At 60.7% G+C, this 24,148-nt stretch carries 15 protein-coding genes, 2 tRNA genes and 2 rRNA genes; 9 read left to right on the top strand and 10 right to left on the bottom strand.

Annotation, left to right across the window (positions count from 1 at the left end; genetic code table 11):
- The first annotated feature begins 237 nt into the window (after positions 1–237).
- Positions 238–2,520 carry an NADP-dependent malic enzyme gene (locus B0G69_RS05170; RefSeq protein WP_121315919.1) on the top strand — a complete coding sequence of 761 codons (2,283 nt, stop codon included), beginning with the start codon at positions 238–240 and terminating at the stop codon, positions 2,518–2,520.
- A gap of 213 nt (positions 2,521–2,733) precedes the next feature.
- Here B0G69_RS05170 and B0G69_RS05165 read toward each other — a convergent pair whose 3' ends face one another.
- Positions 2,734–6,333 (bottom strand): indolepyruvate ferredoxin oxidoreductase family protein, encoded by a 3,600-nt coding sequence (locus B0G69_RS05165; protein ID WP_121315918.1) that lies wholly within the window; start codon positions 6,331–6,333, stop codon positions 2,734–2,736.
- A 369-nt stretch (positions 6,334–6,702) separates the two neighbouring features.
- Between B0G69_RS05165 and B0G69_RS05160 the strand changes: the two genes are divergently transcribed.
- Entirely contained in the window at positions 6,703–6,903 is a 201-nt protein-coding gene (locus B0G69_RS05160) for a hypothetical protein (protein WP_121315917.1), read from the top strand.
- A 133-nt stretch (positions 6,904–7,036) separates the two neighbouring features.
- On the opposite strand, the gene hppD is transcribed toward B0G69_RS05160, so the two are convergent.
- Positions 7,037–8,134 (bottom strand): 4-hydroxyphenylpyruvate dioxygenase, encoded by a 1,098-nt coding sequence (gene hppD, locus B0G69_RS05155; protein ID WP_121315916.1) that lies wholly within the window; start codon positions 8,132–8,134, stop codon positions 7,037–7,039.
- A 223-nt stretch (positions 8,135–8,357) separates the two neighbouring features.
- Between hppD and B0G69_RS05150 the strand changes: the two genes are divergently transcribed.
- Positions 8,358–8,855, top strand: a complete 498-nt coding sequence (locus tag B0G69_RS05150) for an Lrp/AsnC family transcriptional regulator (RefSeq protein ID WP_121315915.1) — start codon at positions 8,358–8,360, stop codon at positions 8,853–8,855.
- 97 nt (positions 8,856–8,952) lie between these two features.
- Here B0G69_RS05150 and B0G69_RS05145 read toward each other — a convergent pair whose 3' ends face one another.
- From B0G69_RS05145 to paaA, 8 genes are all read right to left on the bottom strand, one after another.
- Positions 8,953–9,621 carry a GNAT family N-acetyltransferase gene (locus B0G69_RS05145; RefSeq protein ID WP_121315914.1) on the bottom strand — a complete coding sequence of 223 codons (669 nt, stop codon included), beginning with the start codon at positions 9,619–9,621 and terminating at the stop codon, positions 8,953–8,955.
- Between the two features lie 240 nt (positions 9,622–9,861).
- Positions 9,862–10,473 carry a TetR/AcrR family transcriptional regulator gene (locus B0G69_RS05140; RefSeq protein WP_121315913.1) on the bottom strand — a complete coding sequence of 204 codons (612 nt, stop codon included), beginning with the start codon at positions 10,471–10,473 and terminating at the stop codon, positions 9,862–9,864.
- A gap of 14 nt (positions 10,474–10,487) precedes the next feature.
- The gene (locus B0G69_RS05135; RefSeq protein WP_121315912.1) at positions 10,488–11,300 is read right to left on the bottom strand and encodes a DUF1835 domain-containing protein; all 813 of its coding nucleotides are present in this window, start codon (positions 11,298–11,300) and stop codon (positions 10,488–10,490) included.
- Between the two features lie 145 nt (positions 11,301–11,445).
- On the bottom strand, positions 11,446–12,534 hold the full coding sequence (gene paaE / locus B0G69_RS05130; RefSeq protein WP_121315911.1) for a 1,2-phenylacetyl-CoA epoxidase subunit PaaE: 1,089 nt from the start codon (positions 12,532–12,534) through the stop codon (positions 11,446–11,448).
- A 1-nt stretch (position 12,535) separates the two neighbouring features.
- Entirely contained in the window at positions 12,536–13,078 is a 543-nt protein-coding gene (gene paaD, locus B0G69_RS05125; RefSeq protein WP_121315910.1) for a 1,2-phenylacetyl-CoA epoxidase subunit PaaD, read from the bottom strand.
- A 7-nt stretch (positions 13,079–13,085) separates the two neighbouring features.
- Complete coding sequence (gene paaC / locus B0G69_RS05120; RefSeq protein WP_121315909.1) at positions 13,086–13,889, bottom strand: 1,2-phenylacetyl-CoA epoxidase subunit PaaC; 804 nt, start codon at positions 13,887–13,889, stop codon at positions 13,086–13,088.
- Between the two features lie 8 nt (positions 13,890–13,897).
- Positions 13,898–14,182: a 1,2-phenylacetyl-CoA epoxidase subunit PaaB gene (gene paaB, locus B0G69_RS05115; RefSeq protein ID WP_007179854.1), complete on the bottom strand. Its 285-nt coding sequence runs from the start codon at positions 14,180–14,182 to the stop codon at positions 13,898–13,900.
- 38 nt (positions 14,183–14,220) lie between these two features.
- Positions 14,221–15,219, bottom strand: a complete 999-nt coding sequence (gene paaA / locus B0G69_RS05110) for a 1,2-phenylacetyl-CoA epoxidase subunit PaaA (RefSeq protein WP_121315908.1) — start codon at positions 15,217–15,219, stop codon at positions 14,221–14,223.
- Positions 15,220–15,431: 212 nt separating this feature from the next.
- Here paaA and B0G69_RS05105 point away from each other — a divergent pair, with 212 nt between their 5' ends.
- The 6 genes from B0G69_RS05105 (at position 15,432) to B0G69_RS05080 (ending at position 23,981) form a co-directional block, all read left to right on the top strand.
- Positions 15,432–17,054 (top strand): NAD(P)/FAD-dependent oxidoreductase, encoded by a 1,623-nt coding sequence (locus B0G69_RS05105; RefSeq protein ID WP_121315907.1) that lies wholly within the window; start codon positions 15,432–15,434, stop codon positions 17,052–17,054.
- A gap of 99 nt (positions 17,055–17,153) precedes the next feature.
- Entirely contained in the window at positions 17,154–18,431 is a 1,278-nt protein-coding gene (locus B0G69_RS05100) for an SGNH/GDSL hydrolase family protein (protein WP_121315906.1), read from the top strand.
- 458 nt (positions 18,432–18,889) lie between these two features.
- Positions 18,890–20,422, top strand: a 16S ribosomal RNA gene (locus B0G69_RS05095).
- 66 nt (positions 20,423–20,488) lie between these two features.
- Positions 20,489–20,565: transfer RNA gene (locus B0G69_RS05090), tRNA-Ile, on the top strand.
- A 75-nt stretch (positions 20,566–20,640) separates the two neighbouring features.
- A tRNA-Ala gene (locus tag B0G69_RS05085) sits at positions 20,641–20,716 on the top strand.
- Between the two features lie 384 nt (positions 20,717–21,100).
- Positions 21,101–23,981: ribosomal RNA gene (locus B0G69_RS05080) — 23S ribosomal RNA — on the top strand.
- Together the 16S and 23S rRNA genes with 2 tRNA genes alongside form the textbook arrangement of a ribosomal RNA operon.
- Positions 23,982–24,148: the final 167 nt, after the last annotated feature.

Raw genomic sequence — 24,148 nt, 5'->3', positions numbered from 1 at the left:
GCCGATGGCGAGTCCTGTTAACCACGCAGTGCATCGACGCATGCGGGGTGTACACTAACCGGCCCGCGAAGCACTCCGCATCGTCCTCGCATTGCCCTCTTCGTCGTCGCGGTTCAACGCCACGCCTACCCGGCGCATGCGCAAAACCGCCTCGGTCGGTGCTTCATTCGACAGATGCAGGCGACGCCGGCCGTGTGGTGTGCCGGGCCCAATTTCTTACGTCTCGCAGGCCAAAAAATGGACGAACAACTTAAGCAAAGCGCTCTCGCATACCACCAGAATCCGAAACCCGGCAAGATTTCGGTTACGCCCACCAAGCCGCTATCGAATCAGCTCGATCTGTCGCTCGCGTATTCGCCGGGTGTCGCCGCAGCCTGCATGGCGATCTACGACGAACCGCTCGACGCTCAGAAGTACACCTCGCGCGGCAACCTGGTTGGCGTGATCACGAATGGCACGGCCGTGCTCGGCCTCGGCAACATCGGCCCGCTCGCCGCGAAGCCGGTGATGGAAGGCAAGGGTTGTCTGTTCAAGAAGTTCGCCGGCATCGACGTGTTCGACATCGAACTTTCCGAGTCCGATCCGGACAAGCTGGTCGAAGCGATCGCGATGCTCGAGCCCACGCTTGGCGGCATCAACCTCGAAGACATCAAGGCGCCCGAGTGCTTCTACATCGAGAAGAAGCTGCGCGAGCGCATGAAAATTCCGGTCTTCCACGACGATCAGCACGGCACTGCGATCATCGCGTCGGCGGCGATCCTGAACGGCCTGAAAGTGGTCGGCAAGAAGCTCGACGAAGTGAAGCTGGTGTGTTCGGGCGCGGGCGCGGCGGCTATCGCCTGTCTGGATCTGCTGGTGAATCTCGGTCTGTCGAAGAAGAACATTCTCGTCACCGATTCCAAGGGCGTGATCTACGAAGGCCGCGGCAATCTCGATCCGTCGAAGGAACGCTATGCGGCGAACACCGAAGCGCGCGCGCTGGCCGACGCGATTCGCGGCGCCGACGTGTTCCTCGGCTGCTCGAGCGCCGGCGTGCTGAAGCCGGAAATGGTCGCCGAAATGGGCACCCAGCCGCTGATTCTGGCGCTGGCGAATCCCGAGCCGGAAATCCGCCCGGAAGAGGCCAGGAAGGTTCGCCCGGACTGCATCATCGCGACGGGCCGTTCGGACTATCCGAACCAGGTCAACAACGTGCTGTGCTTCCCGTTCATCTTCCGCGGCGCGCTGGATGTCGGCGCAACCACGATCACCGAAGAAATGAAGCTCGCTTGCGTGCGCGCGATTGCCGAGTTGGCCGAAGAGACCGATCAAGGCGATGAAGTCGCGAAGGCGTACGAAGGCCACTCGCTGGAATTCGGCCCGGAATACCTGATTCCGAAGCCGTTCGATCCGCGCCTGATCATCAAGATCGCGCCGGCTGTTGCGCAGGCGGCAATGGATTCGGGCGTCGCGACCCGTCCGATCAAGGACATGGACGCGTACCGCGAAGAACTCGGCACGACCGTGTATCGCACCGGCATGGTGATGCGCCCGGTGTTCGCGGCGGCGAAGTCGGAGCCGGCGCGCATCGTGTTCGCCGAAGGTGAAGACGAGCGCGCGCTGCGCGCCGCGCAATTCGTGCTGCTGGAAAAGATCGCCAAGCCGATTCTGGTCGGCCGTCCGTCGGTGATCGAGATGCGTCTGAAGAAGATGGGCTCGAAGCTCAAGTGCGGCGAAGACGTTGAGATCGTCGATCCCGAAGACGATCCGCGCTATCAGAAATGCTGGCAGGCGTATCACGAACTCGGCGCGCGCGAAGGTGTCACGCCGGACGTCGCGAAGGCCGCGATGCGCAAGTTCAATACGCTGATCGGCGCGATCCTCGTGCGCCTCGGCGAAGCCGACGGCATGATCTGCGGGATGATCGGCCAGTACCACATGCACCTGAACTTCATCGAGCAGGTGCTGGGCAAGGCGGACAACGTGCAGAACTTCGCCGCGATGAATCTGCTGATGCTGCCGGGCCGCAACCTGTTCATCTGTGACACGTACGTGAACGAAACGCCGACCGCTGAACAGCTCGCCGACATGACGATGCTGGCTTCGCGTGAGATCGAGAAGTTCGGTATCACGCCGAAGGTCGCGTTGCTGTCGAATTCGAACTTCGGCAGCGCGCCGTCTTCGTCGTCGCAGCGCATGGCCGCGGCGCGCAAGCTGATTGCGGAACGCGCGCCGACGCTGGAAATCGACGGTGAGATGCACGGCGATGCCGCGTTGTCGGAAGTGGTCCGCAAGGCCGCGTTCCCGGGCACGACGCTGACCGGCGAAGCGAACCTGCTGATCATGCCGAATGTCGAAGCGGCGAACATCGCGTACAACCTGCTGAAGATGGTCGGCGGCGAAGGCGTGACGGTCGGTCCGTTCCTGCTCGGCGCGGAAAAGCCGGTGCATGTGCTGACGCCCGCGGCGACGGTGCGCCGGATCATCAACATGACGGCGGTGGCTTCGGCAAACGCGCGCAAGCCGGTGAACGCGAAGTAACGCGCGTGGCCTGAAAGTCGAGGCGGGGCGTGTTCCAACGCATGCGCTGCCGAGAAGTGAGGGGAGAACGCCACGGAAGTAGTTCCGTGGCGTTTTTTTATCGTGGAAGGAATCGCAGGCAAAAAAAGGCGGTGGCCCGTGAGGGTCACCGCCTTTTCAATTTCCAACCCAGACCGATGAACCGGTCAAGCGATCAGGCTTGCGCTTTCACGCTCACGCAGCATGTTGCGTCTTGCCCGCCTCCGGCGAGCGCCAGCGCGTCAGCAACTCGTTCCATTTGATACGCACGCCCTTCAGGTTGTTTTCCTTCACGTGACCATAACCGCGGATGCCGTCCGGCAGATTCGCCAACTCAATGGCCAGCTCGCGCTTCTGCTCGCTCAGCCCGCCGATCAGTTCGCGCACCAGCGCTTCATACTCGACGATCAGCGCGCGCTCGGTACGACGCTCCTCCGTCTTGCCAAACACATCGAACGCGGTGCCGCGCAGGAACTTGAGTTTGGCGAGCACGTGCATCGCGCTGAAGACCCACGGGCCGTACTTCTTCTTCACCAGATGGCCCTGCGCGTCCTTTTTCGAAAACGTCGGCGGCGCGAGGTGAATGTGCAGCTTCCAGTCGCCTTCGAAATTCGCCTTCAGTTTTTCGATGAACGCCGGGTCGCTGTAGAGACGCGCGACTTCGTACTCATCCTTGTACGCCATCAGCTTGTGCAGATTCTTCGCGACCGCCTCGGTCAGCGGCAACTGGCCGTCGACCGGATCGAGCGCCGCTTCCGCCTTCCGCACCTCCGACACCAGCGCGCGATAACGCTCGGCATACGCGCGGTTTTGCCACCCCGCGAGGTAGTCGGCGCGCTTGTCGATGAGCGTGTCGAGCGCCTTGGGCGTATGCAGCGCGATGATCTTGCTGCTCGCCGTTTCCGCCGCCGCGCCGCGTCCCTGCGATTGCACGAGCTTGCGTACCGCAGCCAGATCGTGCGCGGCGCGCCGGCCCCACTCGAAGGCCGCGCGGTTCTTCTCGATCTGCACGTTGTTCAACTCGATCGCGCGCATCAGCGACTGATACGTGAGCGGCACCCAGCCGCGCTGCCACGCGTAGCCGAGCACGAACGGGTTCGTGTAGATCGCATCGCCGAGCAGTGCGAGCGCGAAGTGATTCGCATCGACCGTAGCGACGCCGTCGTCGCCGGCGCCGGCCCGCACGTCGGCTTCCGTGCTGGTGCCAGGGAAGCGCCAGTTCGGATTCTTGATCAGCTCGGCAGTCGGCGTATGCGCGCTGTTCAACACCACGCGTGTGCGGCCCACCTGCATCCGCGACACGCATTCGTCGCTGGCGGTGACGATCGCATCGCAGCCGATCACGAGACTCGCTTCGCCCATCGCAATGCGGGTCGCGTGGATGTCGGCGGGGTTCGTCGCGATCTGCACGTGGCTCATCACGGCGCCGCCTTTTTGCGCGAGGCCGGTGACGTCCAGCACGGTGACGCCCTTGTTCTCCAGATGCGCGGCCATACCGAGCAGTGCGCCGATCGTCACGACGCCCGTGCCGCCGACGCCCGTGACCAGCACGCCATAAGGACGGTCGATCGCGGGCAGTTCCGGTTCCGGCACCGGCGGCATCGCGTCGCCCCCGACGCTTGAAGCCGCCTTCGGCTTGCGCAACTGACCGCCTTCAACGGAGACGAAGCTTGGGCAGAAGCCGTTCACGCACGAGAAGTCCTTGTTGCAGGTCGACTGGTTGATCTGGCGTTTGGTGCCGTACTCGGTATCGAGCGGTTCGACGGACAAACAGTTCGACTTCACCGAGCAATCGCCGCAGCCTTCGCACACGGCCTCGTTGATCACGACCCGCCGCGCCGGGTCCGGATACGTGCCGCGTTTCCTGCGGCGGCGCTTCTCGGTGGCGCACGTCTGGTCGTAGATCAGGATCGTGGTGCCGGGAATTTCGCGCAGCTGACGCTGCACTTCGTCGAGTTTGTCGCGATGGTGGATGTCGATGCCCGGCGCGAGGCCGACATTCGCCGAATACTTTTCCGGCTCGTCGGTGACGATCACGATTTTCGTCGCTCCTTCGGCGGCGAGCTGATGCGTGATCTGCGGCACGGTGAGCACACCGTCCACAGGTTGGCCGCCGGTCATGGCAACCGCGTCGTTGTAGAGCAGCTTGTAGGTGATGTTCGCCTTCGACGCGATCGCCGCGCGAATCGCCAGCAGGCCGGAGTGGAAGTAGGTGCCGTCGCCGAGATTGGCGAATACGTGCTTGTCGTTGCTGAACGGCGCCTGGCCGATCCACGCGACGCCTTCGCCGCCCATCTGGCTGAACGTGCTGGTGCTGCGATCCATCCACACCGTCATGTAATGGCAGCCGATGCCGGCCATCGCACGCGAGCCTTCTGGCACATTGGTCGACGTGTTGTGCGGGCAGCCCGAGCAGAACCACGGTTTGCGTTCGGCTTCCACGCGCGGGCGCGCGAGCGCCTTTTCTTTCGCTTCGATCACGGCGATGCGCGCGGCAATGCGCGCGCGTACGTCCGACGGCAGATCGAACTTGTCGAGCCGCGTGGCGATCGCCTTGGCGATGATCGCCGGCGACAATTCGTAATGCGCCGGCAGCAGCCAGTTGCCCATCGGCACCGACCATTCGCCGCCCGCGCCATCCTTCTCGTCGAACTTGCCGAACACGCGCGGACGCTGGGCGTCGGGCCAGTTGTATAGCTCTTCCTTGATCGCGTATTCGAGAATCTGGCGCTTCTCTTCGACCACGAGGATTTCGTCGAGACCGCGCGCGAACGCATGCGCGCCTTGCGCTTCGAGCGGCCAGACGCAGCCGACCTTGTAGAGCCGGATGCCGATGCGCGAACAGGTTTCGTCATCGAGGCCGAGGTCGGTCAGTGCCTGACGCACATCGAGATAGGCCTTGCCGCCGGTCATGATGCCGAAGCGCGCGTGCGGCGAATCGATTTCGATACGATCCAGCTTGTTCGCGCGCACATAGGCAAGCGCGGCGTACCACTTGTAGTCGAGCAGACGCGCTTCCTGAACCAGCGGCGGATCGGGCCAGCGGATATTCAGGCCGCCGTCGGGCATCGCGAAGTCTTCCGGCAGGATGATCTTCGTGCGGTGCGGGTCGATATCCACCGAAGCGGACGATTCGACCACGTCGGTCACGCACTTCATCGCCACCCATAGACCGGAGTAGCGGCTCATCGCCCAGCCATGCAGACCGAAGTCGAGATACTCCTGCACGTTCGACGGAAACAGCACCGGCAGCCCGCATGCCTTGAAGATGTGCTCGGACTGATGCGCGAGCGTCGAGGATTTGGCCGCGTGGTCGTCGCCGGCGAGGACGAGGACGCCGCCGTGGCGCGCGGAGCCCGCCGAATTGCCGTGCTTGAAGACGTCGCCGGTGCGATCGACGCCCGGTCCCTTGCCGTACCACATCGAGAACACGCCGTCGTATTTGGCGCTCGGGTACAGGTTGACCTGCTGCGAACCCCAGACGGCGGTGGCCGCGAGGTCTTCGTTGACGCCCGGCTGGAACACGACCTGATGCGCGGCGAGATGCTGCTTCGCCTTCCACAAAGATTGGTCGAGTCCGCCGAGTGGCGATCCACGGTAGCCGGAGATGAAGCCGGCGGTATTGAGTCCGGCGGCCTTGTCGCGTTCCTGTTGCAGCATCGGCAGACGCACCAGCGCCTGGATGCCGCTCATGTACGCGCGGCCGCGTTCGAGAGTGTATTTGTCGTCGAGCGTGACGGAAGACAACGCGGCTTCGAGCGAGGCTCGCTGACCTGCGTCTAGCGGGGCATTCATTATGTGTACTCCTCCACTCAGTTTGGGATCACCAAAACTTTGTTGGGCCGTGGCATCTTGTGAATGCGAAGGGCCGGGGCCGTCATATTGACGTGTTTCAGGTGATGGTAGCACTGGTGAAAACCCGCCGCAGCATGCCAAAAAGCCATCCCAAAAGGGGCTTCGCGGGTGCGTGCGAGACCTTTCCATGCAGCTTGGGTTTGCGTGGCGTCACGTTGCGAACCGCGCCTGTAACAAGCTGTAAAAGCGACAAATTCACGGAACCGCAGTTCAATTTCCTGTCTAACTCCCACCTGTGAGCAATGTCTGCGTAACGCTCCGCATTCGGTGGAGCTTCAGGACAACAGGGCAGTTAGAAAAGGAGTACGCATGAACACTAGAAACATCCAGACCTTCCTGATGGTCTCAGCAGCCTTCTTCGCCATGAGCGCGCCGGTGCGCTCGAACCCGGGCAGCGCGGGGGCGCTCTCGAACGCGATGAGCCGGACGGCGCAAGTTGTGCCGGCCAGCATCGCCATGGACCGCGTTTCGCGTTCCTCGAAAGCGGACAAGGGAAACCAGAATTCGTGATGCGCCGCTGAAGCGGCGTGTCGGTTGATAACCAGCCGTTGTCCTCCCGAATTTCACTAGAGGCAACGGCGCAAATGAAAAGGGCGAGGATCTTGCGATCCTCGCCCTTTTCATTTCTGCTTGCGTGTTCACATTAGACTTTGTCCTGCACCACGCCACGGCGAATTTGATCCAGTTCGATCGATTCGAACAGCGCCTTGAAATTGCCCTCGCCGAAGCCCTGGTTGCCCTTGCGCTGAATGATCTCGAAGAAGATCGGGCCGATCTGATTTTCGGTGAAGATCTGCAGCAGCAGATCTTCCGGCGCGCCGTCGATCAGGATCTTGCGCTTCTTCAGTTCGTCGAGCGGCTCGCCATGATTCGGCACGCGGCGATCGACGAGTTCGTAGTAAGTGTCGATCGTGTCGAGCAACGAAATGTTCGCCGCGCGCAGGCCGTCCACCGTGCGGTAGATGTCGTTGGTGCCGAGCGCGATGTGCTGAATGCCTTCGCCGTGGTACGCGTCCAGATACTCCTGAATCTGGCCTGCCGTTTCCGAGCCTTCTTCGTTGATCGGAATCCGGATCTTGCCGCACGGCGAGGTCATCGCCTTCGACTTCACGCCTGTCACCTTGCCTTCAATGTCGAAGTAACGCACTTCGCGGAAGTTGAACAGGCGCTCGTAAAACTCCGCCCATTCCTGCATGCGGCCGCGATGCACGTTGTGCGTCAGATGGTCGATGTAGGTCAGACCGTGCCCAACCGGATTCGGGTTCGCGCCGGCAATGGGTTCGAAGTCGACGTCGTAAATGTCGATGTTGCCGATGCTGTCTGGCTGCGCGCCGTTCTTGCCGCGCCAGCGATCGACGAAATAGATCAGCGAGTCGCCGATGCCTTTGATCGCCGGGATGTTCAGCTCCATCGGGCCAGTCTTGTTGTCGAAGCCCCATGCGCCTTTTTCCAGGGCCTGCTTGTAGGCTTTGGCCGCGTCCTGCACGCGAAACGCGATCGCGCAGATCGACGGGCCATGCAGGCGCGCGAAGCGCTGCGCGAACGAATCCGGCTCCCCGTTGACGATGAAATTTATCTCGCCCTGGCGATACAACGTCACGTCTTTATGACGATGCCGCGCGACGGCGGTGAAGCCCATCTGTTCGAAGAGGTTGCCGAGCGCTTTCGGGTCCGGCGCGGTGTATTCGATGAATTCGAAGCCGTCAGTGCCGACCGGATTGTCCCAGGTTGAAACCTGCATTGTCTGTCTCCTGTCGACCGGAGCCGGCGCTTGGGCGCCTGACTCGGGTCCCGTGCAAGATGGTTGATGTGCGCCGGCGCGTTGCGCGAGCGGGGATGGGTGATGAGTGCGACCGAATGAAGCAAGTGTAAAGTCCGCCGTGAGACGAAAACTTGCGAATTTAATCGCGCGTCGATACGCTGGAGCTATTTTCTATCCTATTTTTTGAGAAGAGCGGCAGAAAATGGCCAAGGTTGAGATCGATGCCATCGACAGGCGCATTCTTGCAATCCTTCAGGAGAATGGCCGGTTGTCGAATCAGGAGATTGCCGAGCGCGTCAATCTCTCGCCGAGTCCCTGTCTGCGGCGTATTCGTCGGCTGGAAGAGAGCGGCGTCATTCGCGGCTATGTCGCCTTGCTCGATGCGCAGCATCTCGGCCTCGGCTTGCTCGCCTACGTGAATGTGCGGCTGGAAAAGCGCGGCGGCTCGGCGCCCGGTCCGCGCGGCGACGCCACGCATGCCGATCTGTTTCGTGCGGCGGTCCAGGCGTGGCCGGAGGTGGTCGCGTGTCACGCCATGACGGGCGATATGGATTATCTGCTGCGGGTCCAGGTGGAGGACATGGCGCACTTTTCGCGCTTTGTGCAGGATCAGCTGCTGCACCATCCGTCGGTGATCGACGTGAAAACGAGCTTCGCGCTCGAAAAGTTCAAAGAGACGACGGCGTTGCCGATCTTGTGAACGTGACGTTGTAGCCAGGCAGTAGACAAAGAAAAAGGGCAGCCGCATGGCTGCCCTTTTTTCACTTCTCCGAAGCCGAGGCCCAACCGCAGGTTTCTCAGGCCGCGGCGGCCGTCGGCAGGAACGACTCGAACAACCTGGATGCATGACGCGCTTGGCGCTTGAGCGCGTAGTCGAACACGGCAACCTGCTCCTGCAGCATCTCCGCGATGATGCTCGACTGATCCGCCGGCAACAGCGTCAGATAAGCGTCTGCTTCGCCATACGCGTACTCGATCTTCATGCCGGCCTTCTTCGCGATGTGCATCATCGTGGTGTTGCGCGCGAGGCAGTGGATGTACAGCACCGTGACGTGGGTGTTGCGGCTGCGGATGGCGGCGCGCTCGAAAAGCTTCGAGCCGATGCCTTGGCCGCGCACGCTTTCCAGCACCGACACGCCAAATTCGGCCGTGCGCTTGTCGCCTTCGGCGGGCAGATAGGCGAGGTGCCCGACGCCGGTGAGTTCCAGCTTGCTGTTGAACACGCCGAACACGGTGTCGCGCGTGAAGTCGATGGCGCGGACGTAGTTTTCAATGACGTGGTCCGGCACGATCTGGCCGAAGCGCAGGAGCCGGTCGTCTTCGTCGAGCGCGAGGAAGTGGGCCAGCAGCCGTTCGCGATCGACGGCCGTGAGTTCACGGACCAGAGCAGGTGCGCGGCCAGCTGGCAGCGACGCGCGATCGCGCGGGACGATCGGCTCGACGGCGTGGGGGGGCATCATGTTCATGGTCGGGTTCTCCTTGTGATCGAGCGGCTTGGTGCACCGCAAAATCCATTTTAGCGGAAAGCGGAGTTTCTCACTAGGGAAAACCCGTATCAAAAGCTGAAGAGAATGCCTAAAAAACTTGCGCCCTATTTTTAGTTGATTGATTTAAAAAGAAAAATCAAATTGAACGAGCGTTCGTGGCGTCCATGCCACATGATTAGGTCGCCCGCAGGCGGATGTTCCGAATATTGCTGCTTTGCGTCATTTGGCCGGGGGCGCGCTCAAACCGTGATCCACCATGCCGACCACCTGTTCGGCGAATTCACGGTAGCCCATGCGCCCGTCCGGCTTCAGCCACGTGAACGTCCAGTTGATCATGCCGAACACCATCATGGTGAGGGCGGTTTGATTCTCGCGAGTGGCGCGCTCCGGATAGGCGCGCGCCAACTGCCGCGCAAAGGCCGCGACCACGTCGCGCTGGCGGTTCAGGATCACCTCGCGCTGGGTGTCGACCAGATATTTCACGTCGTTCAACAGCGCGACGTGCCGGCTATGCGAGGTTTCATACTCGGAGAGAAACGCCCGGATCAGCTCGGCGAAGGTTTCCCGCTCGGTGAGTCCGCGCCGCTGGCTGGCGCCTTCCACTTCGGCGATGATCAGCATCAGCCGCTTCGTGTAGCGATCGAGCAGATCGAACAGGATCGCTTCCTTGCTCGCGTAGTAGTGGTACAGCCGTGCTTTCGAGGTCCCGCTCGCGGCGGCCAGATCGGCCATCGACGTGCTGGGATAGCTGGTTTGGGCGAATTTCGCCGCCGCCAGTTCGAGAATCTGTTCGCGCTGGGTTTCGTGGTCGGGGGCTCGGGTGCGGGCCATAGTCTTTGGTTTTATTAGTTTGGGCAGGGAGCGCGCGCCGCGCACAACTCCAGTGTGCGCCACGCGCCGGTGTCGCCGCGCAGCTTGATGCGCCTCGTCGAGGCCATTTCGCGCAGGCGCCACAGCACGATGCTGTCGCTTACCAGAAACCAGAGCTCGGCGGTCATCAGCTCGGCGGCGACGCGGGCGGCAGGTTGCCAGTCTTCGGTGATGCGCTCGAGAATCAGCGCGTCCAGATCGGCAAAGCTGCCGCTCGTGAATGTGTTGTCGCGCCAGCGGCGTGTTTCACCGTTCGCGTGCTTGACCTCCTGCCATTCGAGTGCGAGGCGGCTGATGCGCAGCACGGAAATCGGCGCGGCGTCAGCCAGACGCGCTTGCAGCACGGCAGGCGCAAACATGCCGACCGAGGTCGCCCGATCCCGGCGGCTGTGCGCCCACGCGCCCGGATCGGTCAGATCGCGAATCGACAGACGCACCTCGTTCAGGCGCTGCGGGTTGTTGCGCAGGTGATAGCACACACGGCGCAGCATCAGTTGATCCGCCGCGCTTTCGCCATGCCAGACCACCAGATTCGCTTCGCCGCGTGCGATGTTGTCCAGCGCCGCTGCCTGCTCGCGGAATTCCCGCAGGAAATCCCGCCGGGTGTCCACGCTGATGCGATCCCAGAAGTTCGCGCGCACATCCGGCGCGTCGTCGATGCCGCGCAGTGGGCCGACGGCCAAGTCGTCCCGTAGCGACTGCACGCGATCGTCGCGGCCTGCTTCGTGGAGCGCGGTGCGTAGGGAGTCGGCGGCGACGTCGCCATTGGTGAGGTGAATCGTGCTCATGAGCAGTGGCTTGCTGTGGCAATAACAAAAGGGGCCGCTCGTCGACCAGGACCGGTGTCCGATCGCGAGCGGCCCCTAGTGTAAAGGATCGCGAAGCTGCGGAAAGCGCCGCGGGCATCGCGCGGGCCTTCGTGCGGCGTGCGGCTCAGCGTTCGTCGTAGCTCACCACCACGCGGTCGCTGATTGGATGGCATTGACACGTCAGCACGAAACCGTCGCGAATTTCGTGCTCTTCGAGTGTGTAGTTCTTTTCCATTTTCACTTCGCCTTCCAGCACCTTCGCGCGGCAGGTGCAGCAAACACCGCCCTTGCAGGCATAAGGCAGCGCGAGTCCGGCGCGCAAGCCTACATCCAGCACGCTCACACCCTGATAGGGCAGGCGCAGCTTGCGCCGCTTGCCGTCGAGTACGATTTCGAGGTCGGCGGCCGGTGTGTCTTCGGTGATCTCGACCGGCGGCACGCCCGCTTGCGGCAGCGGGGAGCCGAAGCGTTCCACGTGGACTTTCTCTTGCGGCACGCCGGCGGCCTTCAACGCGGCCTCGGCGGCGTCCATCATCGGGCCGGGGCCGCAAATGAAGGCTTCGTCGATCGCATCAGCCGGCAGCAGATTCTCGATAAAGGCTGCGCACTTCTGCTGGTCGAGCACCCCGTTGAACAGCTCCACGTCCTGCAGATCGTCGGACAGCACGTGATACAGCACGAAGCGGTTCATGAAGCGATTCTTCAGGTCTTCGAGCTCTTCCGCGAACATGATCTGATCGACGCTGCGGTTGCCGTAGACGAGCGTAAAGGTGCTGCGCGGCTCGACCTCGAGCGTTGTCTTGATGATCGCCAGCACCGGCGTAATGCCCGAGCCGCCCGAAAACGCGAGGTACTGCTGCCCCTGATCGGCGTTCAGATGGGTGAAGAAGCGCCCATCCGGCGTCATCACGTCGATCGTGTGGCCCGGCTGCAGCGTGTCGAACGCGAAGTTCGAGAAGCGCCCGCCGCGCACGCGCTTGATGCCGATGCGCAGTTCGCCGTCGCGATCGTAATCGGTGACGCCGACGCAGATCGAATACGAGCGGCGCGTCTCCTCTCCGTCGATATGCGTTTTCAGCGTGACGAACTGGCCTTGCGTGAAGCGATAAAGGTCGCGCAGCTCGACCGGGACTTCGAAGGCGACCGAGACCGCGTCGGCGGTTTCGCGCCGCACTTCGCGGATACGCAGCGGATGAAATTGCGGGGTGGCCATATCAGTATGGTTTGAAGTAGTCGAAGGGTTCGCGGCAGTCGAGGCAGCGGTACAAGGCCTTGCAAGCGGTCGAGCCGAATTGCGCGAGACGTTCGGTATGCGCCGAGCCGCAGCGGGGGCAGGAAGGTGCGGGCAGTGCGCGAGGCACGAAACGCACCACTTTTTCCTGTGGCGCCGCGGCCGAACCGCAGTTGCCCGTGGGCGGCGCGATGCCGTAGGCGCGCAGCTTTTCGCGGGCGTCGGCGGTCATCCAGTCGGTGGTCCAGGCCGGTGCGAGCACAGTGGCGACGCGATACGGCTTGAGTTGCGCGACGTCGAGCGCATGGGCGACATCCTCGGCAATCTGCGACATCGCAGGGCAACCGGAATAGGTCGGCGTGATCACGACTTCGAGCGTGCCGTCGATGTCGCGGCGCACATCGCGCAGAATGCCGAGTTCGCGAATCGACACCACCGGAATTTCCGGATCAGGTACCGTTTCAAGGACGTCCCAGGCGCGTTGGAGCGCGGCGTCGGCCGTAGCGATGGCAGTCGAAGTCGTCATCGTCGGATTACCAGGTGGCGCCAGGATGCTGGCGCGCTAGGCTTTGCATTTCGGCGAGTACGAAACCCATGTGCTCGGAATGTTCGCCGTGCTTGCCGGTCGTGATGTGTTTGACCGCTTCGGGCAGCGTCAGCGTGGCCGCATCAAGTGTGGCGCGCACATCGTCGAGCCATGCGGCTTCGAGGTCCGCGGTCAGCGGGCCGATGCCGGCCGCGGCGATCGTCTCTTCCACCGCGTCCGCGCTGAAGAACTCGCGCGTGTACGGCAGCAGGTAGTCCAGCGCGGCCTGCGCGCGGCGGTGCGATTCCTCGGTGCCGTCGCCGAAACGGATCAGCCACTCGCTTGCGTGATGCACGTGGTAGCTGGTTTCCTTGATCGATTTCGACGCGATCGCCGCAAGCTGTTCGTCGGTGGAAGTCGTCAGCGCGGTCCAGAGATGCGCCATCAAGGTCGAATACAGGAAGTTGCGCGCGATCGTGACCGCGTAGTCCTTCTCCGCTTGCGCGGTGCCACACAGCGGGCCGTAATGCGGCAGCTCGGCCAGCGTGTAGTTGGCGAATTCGCGCTCGGCGCGGAAGTACGCGTAGTCGTCCTCCGTGCGCGTCTTGCCGGTGAGCCGTTGCTCGAGCGAGGCGGCATGCGTATACAGCAGACGCGCCTGGCCGATCAGATCGAGACTCATGTTCGACAGCGCGATGTCCTCTTCGAGGATCGGACCGTGGCCGCACCACTCGCTATTACGCTGACCGAGAATCAGCGCGGTATCCGCGAGGCGCAGCACGTATTGGAGATGTTGGGGCGTGATGTCCATGGCCGCGCTTACATGTGGTTGACTTCGTCGGGGAGCGTGTAGAACGTCGGGTGGCGGTAGATCTTGTCGCCCGCCGGTTCGAACAGCTCTGCCTTGTCTTCCGGCGCGGACGCCGTGATTGCCGACGACGGCACCACCCAGATGCTCACGCCTTCCTGGCGGCGCGTGTAGACGTCGCGCGCCATGCGCAGCGCCATCGGCGCGTCGGCGGCGTGCAGACTGCCGCAGTGTTTATGGTCGAGTCCCTGCTTGCTGCGCACGAAGACTTCCCAGATCGGCCATTCCTTGTTCATTGCTCTATCTCCTGTTTCTTCCTGACGCGCCGCGTCTATCAAGCGGCGTGCTGTTGGGCGCGCTGGCGCTGTTTTTCGGCGTGGGCCAGGGCGGCTTCACGGACCCAGGCACCTTCGTTATGGGCTTTGACGCGGGTGGCGAGGCGCTCGGGGTTGCACGGGCCGTCGCCGTTCACGACACGCCAGAACTCTTCCCAGTCGATGTCGCCGTAGTCGTGATGGCCGCGCGCTTCGTTCCATTTCAGGTTGGGGTCGGGCAGCGTGACGCCGAGCACCTTGGCCTGATCGACCGTGGCGTCGACGAATTTCTGGCGCAGGTCGTCGTTGGAAATGCGCTTGATGCCCCATCTCGACGACTGATTGCTATGGATCGAGTCCTTGTCGCTCGGGCCGAACATCATCAGCACCGGCCACCACCAGCGATTCACTGCCTGCTGGACCAGTTCGCGTTGCGCGTCGGTGCCGGCCATCATCGACATCAGCGCGTCGAAACCCTGACGCTGATGGAACGACTCTTCCTTGCAGATGCGGATCATCGCGCGGGCATACGGGCCATACGTGCAGCGGCACAGCGGGATCTGGTTCATGATCGCCGCACCGTCGACCAGCCAGCCGATCACGCCGACGTCAGCCCACGTGGGCGTCGGATAATTGAAGATGCTCGAATATTTGGCCTTGCCCGAATGCAGCGCGGCGATCAGTTGATCGCGCGACACGCCGAGCGTTTCGGCCGCGCTGTAGAGATAGAGGCCGTGACCGGCTTCGTCCTGCACTTTGGCGAGCAGGATCGCTTTGCGCTTCAGGCTCGGGGCGCGTGTGATCCAGTTGCCCTCCGGCAGCATGCCGACGATTTCCGAATGCGCGTGTTGGGAAATTTGCCGCACCAGCGTCTTGCGGTACGCGTCGGGCATCCAGTCCTGAGCCTCGATTTTGCCGTCGGCGGCCATGACCGCATCGAACTGCGCCTGTTCGGGCGAACTCGCGCCCGCGTCGACTGGCGCAACATTGCCGGGAATATCCAAGGATTGCGTGTACATGGGGACGCTCTCTGCGGAAGTTGTCTGAGTTCGCTCAGTATAAGCCAACCGACCGGTCGGTTAATAAATTTTTTGGCGGAAGCCTTCCACGCTGTTGGTGTTCCGGCCCGCTTGTCACGGGCGTTTCTTCAGCGTCGCTGGTCCGTGCCGGCACTTAACCTATAAAATTGCGAATTGGCCGCGATTGGCGGCCCTCCCGCATCCCGGTACTCATGTTACGTCTAAGCGAAATCAAACTCCCGCTCGATCATCCCGAGAGCGCCCTCGAAGCGGCCGTCCGTGCGCGCCTCGCGGAACTCGGCGTGGCTGAAGACGGGCTCATCCGATACACCGTGTTTCGCCGCGCGCACGACGCGCGCAAACGCGCCGACATCAAGCTCACCTACATCGTCGATGTCGAGGTAACGGATGAAGCGGTCGCGCTCAAGCGACTCGCCGACGTGCCGCACTGCGGCGTGACGCCGGACATGACTTACCGGTTCGTCGCAAAGGCGCCGGCGCAATTGACCACGTTGCGCCCGGTCGTGATCGGCATGGGGCCGTGCGGCCTCTTTGCCGGATTGATCCTCGCGCAGATGGGTTTCCGACCGATCATCCTCGAGCGCGGCAAGGCCGTGCGCGAGCGCACCAAAGACACTTTCGGGCTGTGGCGCAAGTCGGTGCTCAATCCCGAGTCGAATGTGCAGTTCGGCGAAGGCGGCGCGGGCACGTTTTCGGACGGCAAGCTGTACAGCCAGATCAAGGACCCGAAGCACTACGGCCGCAAAGTGCTCGACGAATTCGTCCGCGCCGGCGCGCCGGAAGACATTTTGTATCTGAGCCGGCCCCATATCGGCACGTTCCGCCTTGTGAGCATGGTCGAAAAGATGCGCGCGACCATCCACGAGCTGGGCGGCGAGGTGCGCTTCGAAACCCGCGTCGACGATATCGACATCGACGACGGCAAGGTGCGCGGCCTGACGCTGTCGACCGGCGAGACCTTGCGCTGCGATCACGTCGTGCTGGCGGTCGGCCATAGCGCGCGCGATACGTTTGAGATGCTGCACGAGCGCGGCGTCTATATCGAGGCCAAGCCGTTTTCGCTCGGCTTCCGGATCGAACATCCGCAGGGTCTGATCGATCGCAGCCGTTTCGGCAAATTTGCCGGCCACAAACAGCTGGGCGCCGCCGACTATAAAGTCGTGCATCACTGCAGCAACGGCCGCGCGGTCTACAGCTTCTGCATGTGCCCGGGCGGGACCGTGGTGGCGGCGACGTCCGAGCTCGGGCGCGTGGTCACCAACGGGATGAGCCAGTATTCGCGGGCGGAGCGCAACGCCAATGCGGGAATCGTGGTCGGCATCACGCCGGACGATTACCCGGGCGGACCGCTCGCCGGCATCGCTTTTCAGCGCAAATGGGAAGAGCGCGCATTCGAGCTCGGCGGCGGCAACTATATGGCGCCGGGCCAGTTGGTCGGCGATTTCATTGCCGGGCGTCCTTCCACGTCGCTCGGTTCGGTGGTGCCGTCGTACAAACCCGGCGTGCATCCGACCGATCTGAGCACCGCGCTGCCGGATTATGTAATCGAGGCAATTCGCGAAGCGCTGCCGCAGATGGACAAGAAAATTGCGGGCTTCGCTATGCACGACGCGGTGCTGACGGGCGTCGAGACGAGAACGTCGTCGCCGATTCGCGTGCGTCGCCGGGATGACTATCAGAGCATGAACGTCGCGGGTTTGTATCCGGCGGGCGAGGGAGCGGGATATGCCGGGGGTATTTACTCCGCGGCGATCGATGGGATCGAAGTTGCCGAAGCGCTTGCTTTGAAAATGACCGGCGGGCAGCCGGCTTGAGTTTGGATGGGCCGCGTGCATTAGCGACCGTCCGCGGCCGTCCGCGGTTGCCGTTGCGATCGGGCACAATGCGCGTTTGGCCTCGAACCGACCACCCGAATGACCCTTCGCACCCTGGCCGCCACGTGCGGCGCCGCGCTGCTTGCGCAGTTTGCCGCTTCCTCGAACCTTTTCGCCGCCGACGCCCCGCTGGCGGGACATTGGGTCGCCGCGTGGGCAACGGCGCTGCAACCCCTTCCGCAGCGAGCGGACTTGCCGCCGTTGTACCGGGCACCGGAAGTCGCCGGGCGCACTGTCCGACAGATTGTTTACCCGACGCTGTCGGGAAAGTCTGCGCGAATCCATCTGAGTAACGAGTACGGCAAGACGCCGCTTGTCATCGAAGAACTGCGCATAGCGCGTTCGGCCGGCGGCGCGGCTGTTGTCGAAAACGGCGCTGCGCGCGTGACGTTTGGCGGCAGGACGGCTGTCAGCATTCCAGCAGGCGGAGAGCTGGACAGCGACCCCGTCGCGCTGGATGTCGCCGAAGGCGTGCCGTATGCGATCAGTGCGGTCATGGGGCCAGAACAACGGGTTGCGGCATGGCACCGTGTATCGAATCAGGTGAATTACGTGTCGGTGCCGGGCAATCATGTGGCGGACGCTTCTGCCGACGCATTCCGCGGCCGGTTTACGCACTACATCTGGGTGAGCGGGTTGTCGGTAGAGACGGGGTCTTCGGCGGCGGCGGTCGCCGCGATCGGCGATTCGATCACCGACGGCATGCGTTCCAGCCTGAATCAGAATCGACGCTGGCCGGACGCGCTGGCCCGTCGGTTGGACGGTGCAGGCGATCATTCGATCGCGGTCGTCAATCTCGGGATCAGTGGGAATCGGCTGCTGAGCGACTCGCCTTGTTATGGCGACGCGTTGGCGAGTCGTTTCGAGCGCGATGTGCTCAGGCGTCCGGGCGTCAGGACGGCGATCCTGCTGATCGGCATCAATGACATCAATTTCGCGGCGATGCCGCCTCGCAGTGGGCTCGACTGCGACTCCCCGCATATCGCGGTGACGGCTGCGGACCTGATTGCTGGATACCAGCGGGTGATCGCTGTCGCGCGGAACGCCGGTGTGAAGGTGTTTGGCGCGACGCTGACCCCGGCGTCGCTGCCAGCGGAGCGGGAGAATATCCGGCTGACCGTCAACCAATGGATTCGAACTAGCCATGCGTTTGAAGGCGTCGTGGATTTCGACGCCGCGTTGCGGGACCGGGCGCAGCCGGACCGGCTGCAGCGGGCTTTCGACAGTGGCGACCACATCCATCCCAGCGATGCCGGTTATGCCGCAATGGCTGCAGCGGTTCCCGTGGATGCCGTTTTGAACTCGAGCCGTAGGTAAGTCGACGGAAAAATTCCGTCACATGCTTGTCACAGGTTGAATATTCGCCTATTATTCGCCCCCTCGTTTCCGAACGAGGGCCGCGGCAGAAACCAGCGGTCGTGATGTCAGCAGGTTTTAAGCGAAGGCGAAAAAATGTTGTTGACGAAACGAAAAAGAGCCTTCATAATCTCGTTTCTCTGCTGCTGATGCAGCGACGCAGAACGACGCAGTGCCGGGTGGTTGAAGTGGGTGCTGTGCGTGAGCGGATCGATCTTTAAAAATTAACAGCCGATAAGTGTGGGCGCTTGATGCGGGACGCGACGGTGGATTCTGCGGAATCTGCCGTAAAAGCGGAAGTATCAAGTCTCACACAGTAATGAAAGGAAGGTTTGACCATCGGGAGATGGTCGGACACTTCGTCAGTACGTTGAGTGAGCGACCGGTTTCGAAAGAGACCGAAAAACAGTAACAGGTTTGAACTGAAGAGTTTGATCCTGGCTCAGATTGAACGCTGGCGGCATGCCTTACACATGCAAGTCGGACGGCAGCACGGACTTCGGTCTGGTGGCGAGTGGCGAACGGGTGAGTAATACATCGGAACGTGTCCTGGAGTGGGGGATAGCCCGGCGAAAGCCGGATTAATACCGCATACGCTCTGCGGAGGAAAGCGGGGGATCTTTCGGGACCTCGCGCTCAAGGGGCGGCCGATGGCAGATTAGCTAGTTGGTGGGGTAAAGGCCTACCAAGGCGACGATCTGTAGCTGGTCTGAGAGGACGACCAGCCACACTGGGACTGAGACACGGCCCAGACTCCTACGGGAGGCAGCAGTGGGGAATTTTGGACAATGGGCGCAAGCCTGATCCAGCAATGCCGCGTGTGTGAAGAAGGCCTTCGGGTTGTAAAGCACTTTTGTCCGGAAAGAAATCCTTTGGGCGAATACCCTGGGGGGATGACGGTACCGGAAGAATAAGCACCGGCTAACTACGTGCCAGCAGCCGCGGTAATACGTAGGGTGCAAGCGTTAATCGGAATTACTGGGCGTAAAGCGTGCGCAGGCGGTTCGCTAAGACAGATGTGAAATCCCCGGGCTTAACCTGGGAACTGCATTTGTGACTGGCGGGCTAGAGTATGGCAGAGGGGGGTAGAATTCCACGTGTAGCAGTGAAATGCGTAGAGATGTGGAGGAATACCGATGGCGAAGGCAGCCCCCTGGGCCAATACTGACGCTCATGCACGAAAGCGTGGGGAGCAAACAGGATTAGATACCCTGGTAGTCCACGCCCTAAACGATGTCAACTAGTTGTCGGGTCTTCATTGACTTGGTAACGTAGCTAACGCGTGAAGTTGACCGCCTGGGGAGTACGGTCGCAAGATTAAAACTCAAAGGAATTGACGGGGACCCGCACAAGCGGTGGATGATGTGGATTAATTCGATGCAACGCGAAAAACCTTACCTACCCTTGACATGTATGGAACCTGGCCGAGAGGCCGGGGTGCCCGAAAGGGAGCCATAACACAGGTGCTGCATGGCTGTCGTCAGCTCGTGTCGTGAGATGTTGGGTTAAGTCCCGCAACGAGCGCAACCCTTGTCCCTAGTTGCTACGCAAGAGCACTCCAGGGAGACTGCCGGTGACAAACCGGAGGAAGGTGGGGATGACGTCAAGTCCTCATGGCCCTTATGGGTAGGGCTTCACACGTCATACAATGGTCGGAACAGAGGGTTGCCAAGCCGCGAGGCGGAGCCAATCCCAGAAAACCGATCGTAGTCCGGATCGCACTCTGCAACTCGGGTGCGTGAAGCTGGAATCGCTAGTAATCGCGGATCAGCATGCCGCGGTGAATACGTTCCCGGGTCTTGTACACACCGCCCGTCACACCATGGGAGTGGGTTTCACCAGAAGTAGGTAGCCTAACCGCAAGGAGGGCGCTTACCACGGTGGGATTCATGACTGGGGTGAAGTCGTAACAAGGTAGCCGTATCGGAAGGTGCGGCTGGATCACCTCCTTTCTCGAGCTAAGCGCGTCAGAAGTGTTGAGCGCTCACGCTTATCGGCTGTGAAAAAGACAGACTCAGGGGTCTGTAGCTCAGCCGGTTAGAGCACCGTCTTGATAAGGCGGGGGTCGATGGTTCGAATCCATCCAGACCCACCACTGTTTCTGCGGTGGCTGCGCGAACCGGTAAAAAACCCCTTGAGTAGAGGCAGACAGATCTGTCTGTGCATGACTGGGGGATTAGCTCAGCTGGGAGAGCACCTGCTTTGCAAGCAGGGGGTCGTCGGTTCGATCCCGTCATCCTCCACCAATCCTCAATGCTGGTTTGTCTGCATGCGCTAACGGGAGTTGGCGGTGTAGTGAAACAAGCATTGGCGATTGAGCCAGTCAGAGCGATACGCAATCAGGGATTGCGCGATCGGCTGTCGTTCTTTAACAATCAGGAAGAAGTAGTAAAGAGATTCACGAAAGCACACCTGGAGATGGGTGTGCGGGTAGGTGAATCAGGGTTGTGATTGTATCAATGTATTTTTTAAGTGATCGAAAGATTGCTTTGGAATACGGCGCAACACGAATACTCAACCTGTAGCGGAATGTGAACTGGAGAGTCCTTCGGGAACCTTGTCCCCTTCGGGGATGAGCCCCGCGTAAGCGCTAAAGCGCTAACGCGGGCCGCAAGACACACCCGTTATAGGGTCAAGCGAACAAGTGCATGTGGTGGATGCCTTGGCGATCACAGGCGATGAAGGACGCGGTAGCCTGCGAAAAGCTTCGGGGAGCTGGCAAACGAGCTTTGATCCGAAGATGTCCGAATGGGGAAACCCACTCCGAATGGAGTATCCATGACTGAATCCATAGGTCATGCGAAGCGAACGCGGTGAACTGAAACATCTAAGTAACCGCAGGAAAAGAAATCAACCGAGATTCCCAGAGTAGTGGCGAGCGAAATGGGACCAGCCTGTACTCTTTATCTTCACTGTTAGCTGAAGGCTCTGGAAAGTGCTGCCATAGCGGGTGATAGCCCCGTAAGCGAAAACAGCGAGGAAGAACTGGGTGTACGAGAAGTAGGGCGGGACACGTGAAATCCTGTCTGAAGATGGGGGGACCATCCTCCAAGGCTAAATACTCGTGATCGACCGATAGTGAACCAGTACCGTGAGGGAAAGGCGAAAAGAACCCCGGGAGGGGAGTGAAACAGATCCTGAAACCGCATGCATACAAACAGTCGGAGCCTTCGCAAGGGGGTGACGGCGTACCTTTTGTATAATGGGTCAGCGACTTACATTCAGTGGCAAGCTTAACCGATTAGGGCAGGCGTAGCGAAAGCGAGTCCGAACAGGGCGTTCAGTCGCTGGGTGTAGACCCGAAACCAGGTGATCTATCCATGGCCAGGATGAAGGTGCGGTAACACGTACTGGAGGTCCGAACCCACTAACGTTGAAAAGTTAGGGGATGAGCTGTGGATAGGGGTGAAAGGCTAAACAAACCTGGAAATAGCTGGTTCTCTCCGAAAACTATTTAGGTAGTGCCTCGTGTATCACCTTCGGGGGTAGAGCACTGTCATGGTTGTGGGGTCCATTGCGGATTACTACGCCATAGCAAACTCCGAATACCGAAGAGTGCAATCACGGGAGACAGACATCGGGTGCTAACGTCCGGTGTCAAGAGGGAAACAACCCAGACCGCCAGCTAAGGTCCCCAAATATTGCTAAGTGGGAAACGAAGTGGGAAGGCTAAAACAGTCAGGAGGTTGGCTTAGAAGCAGCCATCCTTTAAAGAAAGCGTAATAGCTCACTGATCGAGTCGTCCTGCGCGGAAGATGTAACGGGGCTAAGCAATATACCGAAGCTGCGGATGCACATTTATGTGCATGGTAGGAGAGCGTTCCGTAAGCCTGCGAAGGTGCACTGGAAAGTGTGCTGGAGGTATCGGAAGTGCGAATGCTGACATGAGTAGCGATAAAGGGGGTGAAAGGCCCCCTCGCCGTAAGCCCAAGGTTTCCTACGCAACGTTCATCGGCGTAGGGTGAGTCGGCCCCTAAGGCGAGGCAGAAATGCGTAGCTGATGGGAAGCAGGTTAATATTCCTGCACCATTGTTAAATGCGATGGGGGGACGGATCGCGGAAGGTTGTCCGGGTGTTGGAAGTCCCGGTCCTTGCATTGGAGAAGGCGCTTTGGCAAATCCGGGCGCGCAATTCAAGGGTGTGAGGCCATTCACTTCGGTGAAGAAGCAACTGGAAGTGGTTCCAAGAAAAGCCTCTAAGCTTCAGTTTAACAGGACCGTACCGCAAACCGACACAGGTGGGCGAGATGAGTATTCTAAGGCGCTTGAGAGAACTCGGGAGAAGGAACTCGGCAAATTGGTACCGTAACTTCGGGATAAGGTACGCCCCGGTAGCCTGACTGGCCTGCGCCAGAAGGGTGAAGGGGTTGCAATAAACTGGTGGCTGCGACTGTTTAATAAAAACACAGCACTCTGCAAACACGAAAGTGGACGTATAGGGTGTGACGCCTGCCCGGTGCCGGAAGATTAAATGATGGGGTGCAAGCTCCTGATTGAAGTCCCGGTAAACGGCGGCCGTAACTATAACGGTCCTAAGGTAGCGAAATTCCTTGTCGGGTAAGTTCCGACCTGCACGAATGGCGTAACGATGGCCACACTGTCTCCTCCCGAGACTCAGCGAAGTTGAAGTGTTTGTGATGATGCAATCTCCCCGCGGCTAGACGGAAAGACCCCATGAACCTTTACTGTAGCTTTGCATTGGACTTTGAACCGGTCTGTGTAGGATAGGTGGGAGGCTGTGAAGCGTGGACGCCAGTCTGCGTGGAGCCGACCTTGAAATACCACCCTGGTCTGTTTGAGGTTCTAACCTTGGCCCGTGATCCGGGTCGGGGACAGTGCATGGTAGGCAGTTTGACTGGGGCGGTCTCCTCCCAAAGTGTAACGGAGGAGTACGAAGGTACGCTAGGTACGGTCGGAAATCGTGCTGATAGTGCAATGGCATAAGCGTGCTTAACTGCGAGACCGACAAGTCGAGCAGATGCGAAAGCAGGTCATAGTGATCCGGTGGTTCTGTATGGAAGGGCCATCGCTCAACGGATAAAAGGTACTCTGGGGATAACAGGCTGATACCGCCCAAGAGTTCATATCGACGGCGGTGTTTGGCACCTCGATGTCGGCTCATCTCATCCTGGGGCTGTAGCCGGTCCCAAGGGTATGGCTGTTCGCCATTTAAAGAGGTACGTGAGCTGGGTTTAAAACGTCGTGAGACAGTTTGGTCCCTATCTGCCGTGGGCGCTGGATATTTGAAGGGGGCTGCTCCTAGTACGAGAGGACCGGAGTGGACGAACCTCTGGTGTACCGGTTGTCACGCCAGTGGCATCGCCGGGTAGCTATGTTCGGAAGAGATAACCGCTGAAAGCATCTAAGCGGGAAACTCGCCTTAAGATGAGATATCCCCGGGGCTTCGAGCCCCTTGAAGGGTCGTTCAAGACCAGGACGTTGATAGGTCAGGTGTATAAGCGCAGTAATGCGTTAAGCTAACTGATACTAATTGCCCGTAAGGCTTGATCCTATAACAGGTGTGTTTTGCGATGACCGTCAGTGCTTCGGCACTTATGGACATCCCACCCCCGAAAGGGGTAACAGACACCCAGGTTGAGATCAGTGTTGTGCCTCGAACAACACAGCCCGCCTCCTCTGGTGAGTATCACCAGACACTACTTCTTCCCGATTGGTTGT

This window comes from Paraburkholderia sp. RAU2J, assembly GCF_003634845.1.
Taxonomy (GTDB): domain Bacteria; phylum Pseudomonadota; class Gammaproteobacteria; order Burkholderiales; family Burkholderiaceae; genus Paraburkholderia; species Paraburkholderia fynbosensis.
This window is presented reverse-complemented; position numbering and strand designations above follow the sequence as displayed.

Excerpts from the sequence above, each read along its gene's own strand:
- B0G69_RS05170 (WP_121315919.1), top strand. The coding sequence starts at position 238 with ATGGACGAACAACTTAAGCAAAGCGCTCTCGCATACCACCAGAATCCG.
- B0G69_RS05165 (WP_121315918.1), bottom strand. The coding sequence starts at position 6,333 with ATGAATGCCCCGCTAGACGCAGGTCAGCGAGCCTCGCTCGAAGCCGCG.
- B0G69_RS05160 (WP_121315917.1), top strand. The coding sequence starts at position 6,703 with ATGAACACTAGAAACATCCAGACCTTCCTGATGGTCTCAGCAGCCTTC.
- hppD (WP_121315916.1), bottom strand. The coding sequence starts at position 8,134 with ATGCAGGTTTCAACCTGGGACAATCCGGTCGGCACTGACGGCTTCGAA.
- B0G69_RS05150 (WP_121315915.1), top strand. The coding sequence starts at position 8,358 with ATGGCCAAGGTTGAGATCGATGCCATCGACAGGCGCATTCTTGCAATC.
- B0G69_RS05145 (WP_121315914.1), bottom strand. The coding sequence starts at position 9,621 with ATGAACATGATGCCCCCCCACGCCGTCGAGCCGATCGTCCCGCGCGAT.
- B0G69_RS05140 (WP_121315913.1), bottom strand. The coding sequence starts at position 10,473 with ATGGCCCGCACCCGAGCCCCCGACCACGAAACCCAGCGCGAACAGATT.
- B0G69_RS05135 (WP_121315912.1), bottom strand. The coding sequence starts at position 11,300 with ATGAGCACGATTCACCTCACCAATGGCGACGTCGCCGCCGACTCCCTA.
- paaE (WP_121315911.1), bottom strand. The coding sequence starts at position 12,534 with ATGGCCACCCCGCAATTTCATCCGCTGCGTATCCGCGAAGTGCGGCGC.
- paaD (WP_121315910.1), bottom strand. The coding sequence starts at position 13,078 with ATGACGACTTCGACTGCCATCGCTACGGCCGACGCCGCGCTCCAACGC.
- paaC (WP_121315909.1), bottom strand. The coding sequence starts at position 13,889 with ATGGACATCACGCCCCAACATCTCCAATACGTGCTGCGCCTCGCGGAT.
- paaB (WP_007179854.1), bottom strand. The coding sequence starts at position 14,182 with ATGAACAAGGAATGGCCGATCTGGGAAGTCTTCGTGCGCAGCAAGCAG.
- paaA (WP_121315908.1), bottom strand. The coding sequence starts at position 15,219 with ATGTACACGCAATCCTTGGATATTCCCGGCAATGTTGCGCCAGTCGAC.
- B0G69_RS05105 (WP_121315907.1), top strand. The coding sequence starts at position 15,432 with ATGTTACGTCTAAGCGAAATCAAACTCCCGCTCGATCATCCCGAGAGC.
- B0G69_RS05100 (WP_121315906.1), top strand. The coding sequence starts at position 17,154 with ATGACCCTTCGCACCCTGGCCGCCACGTGCGGCGCCGCGCTGCTTGCG.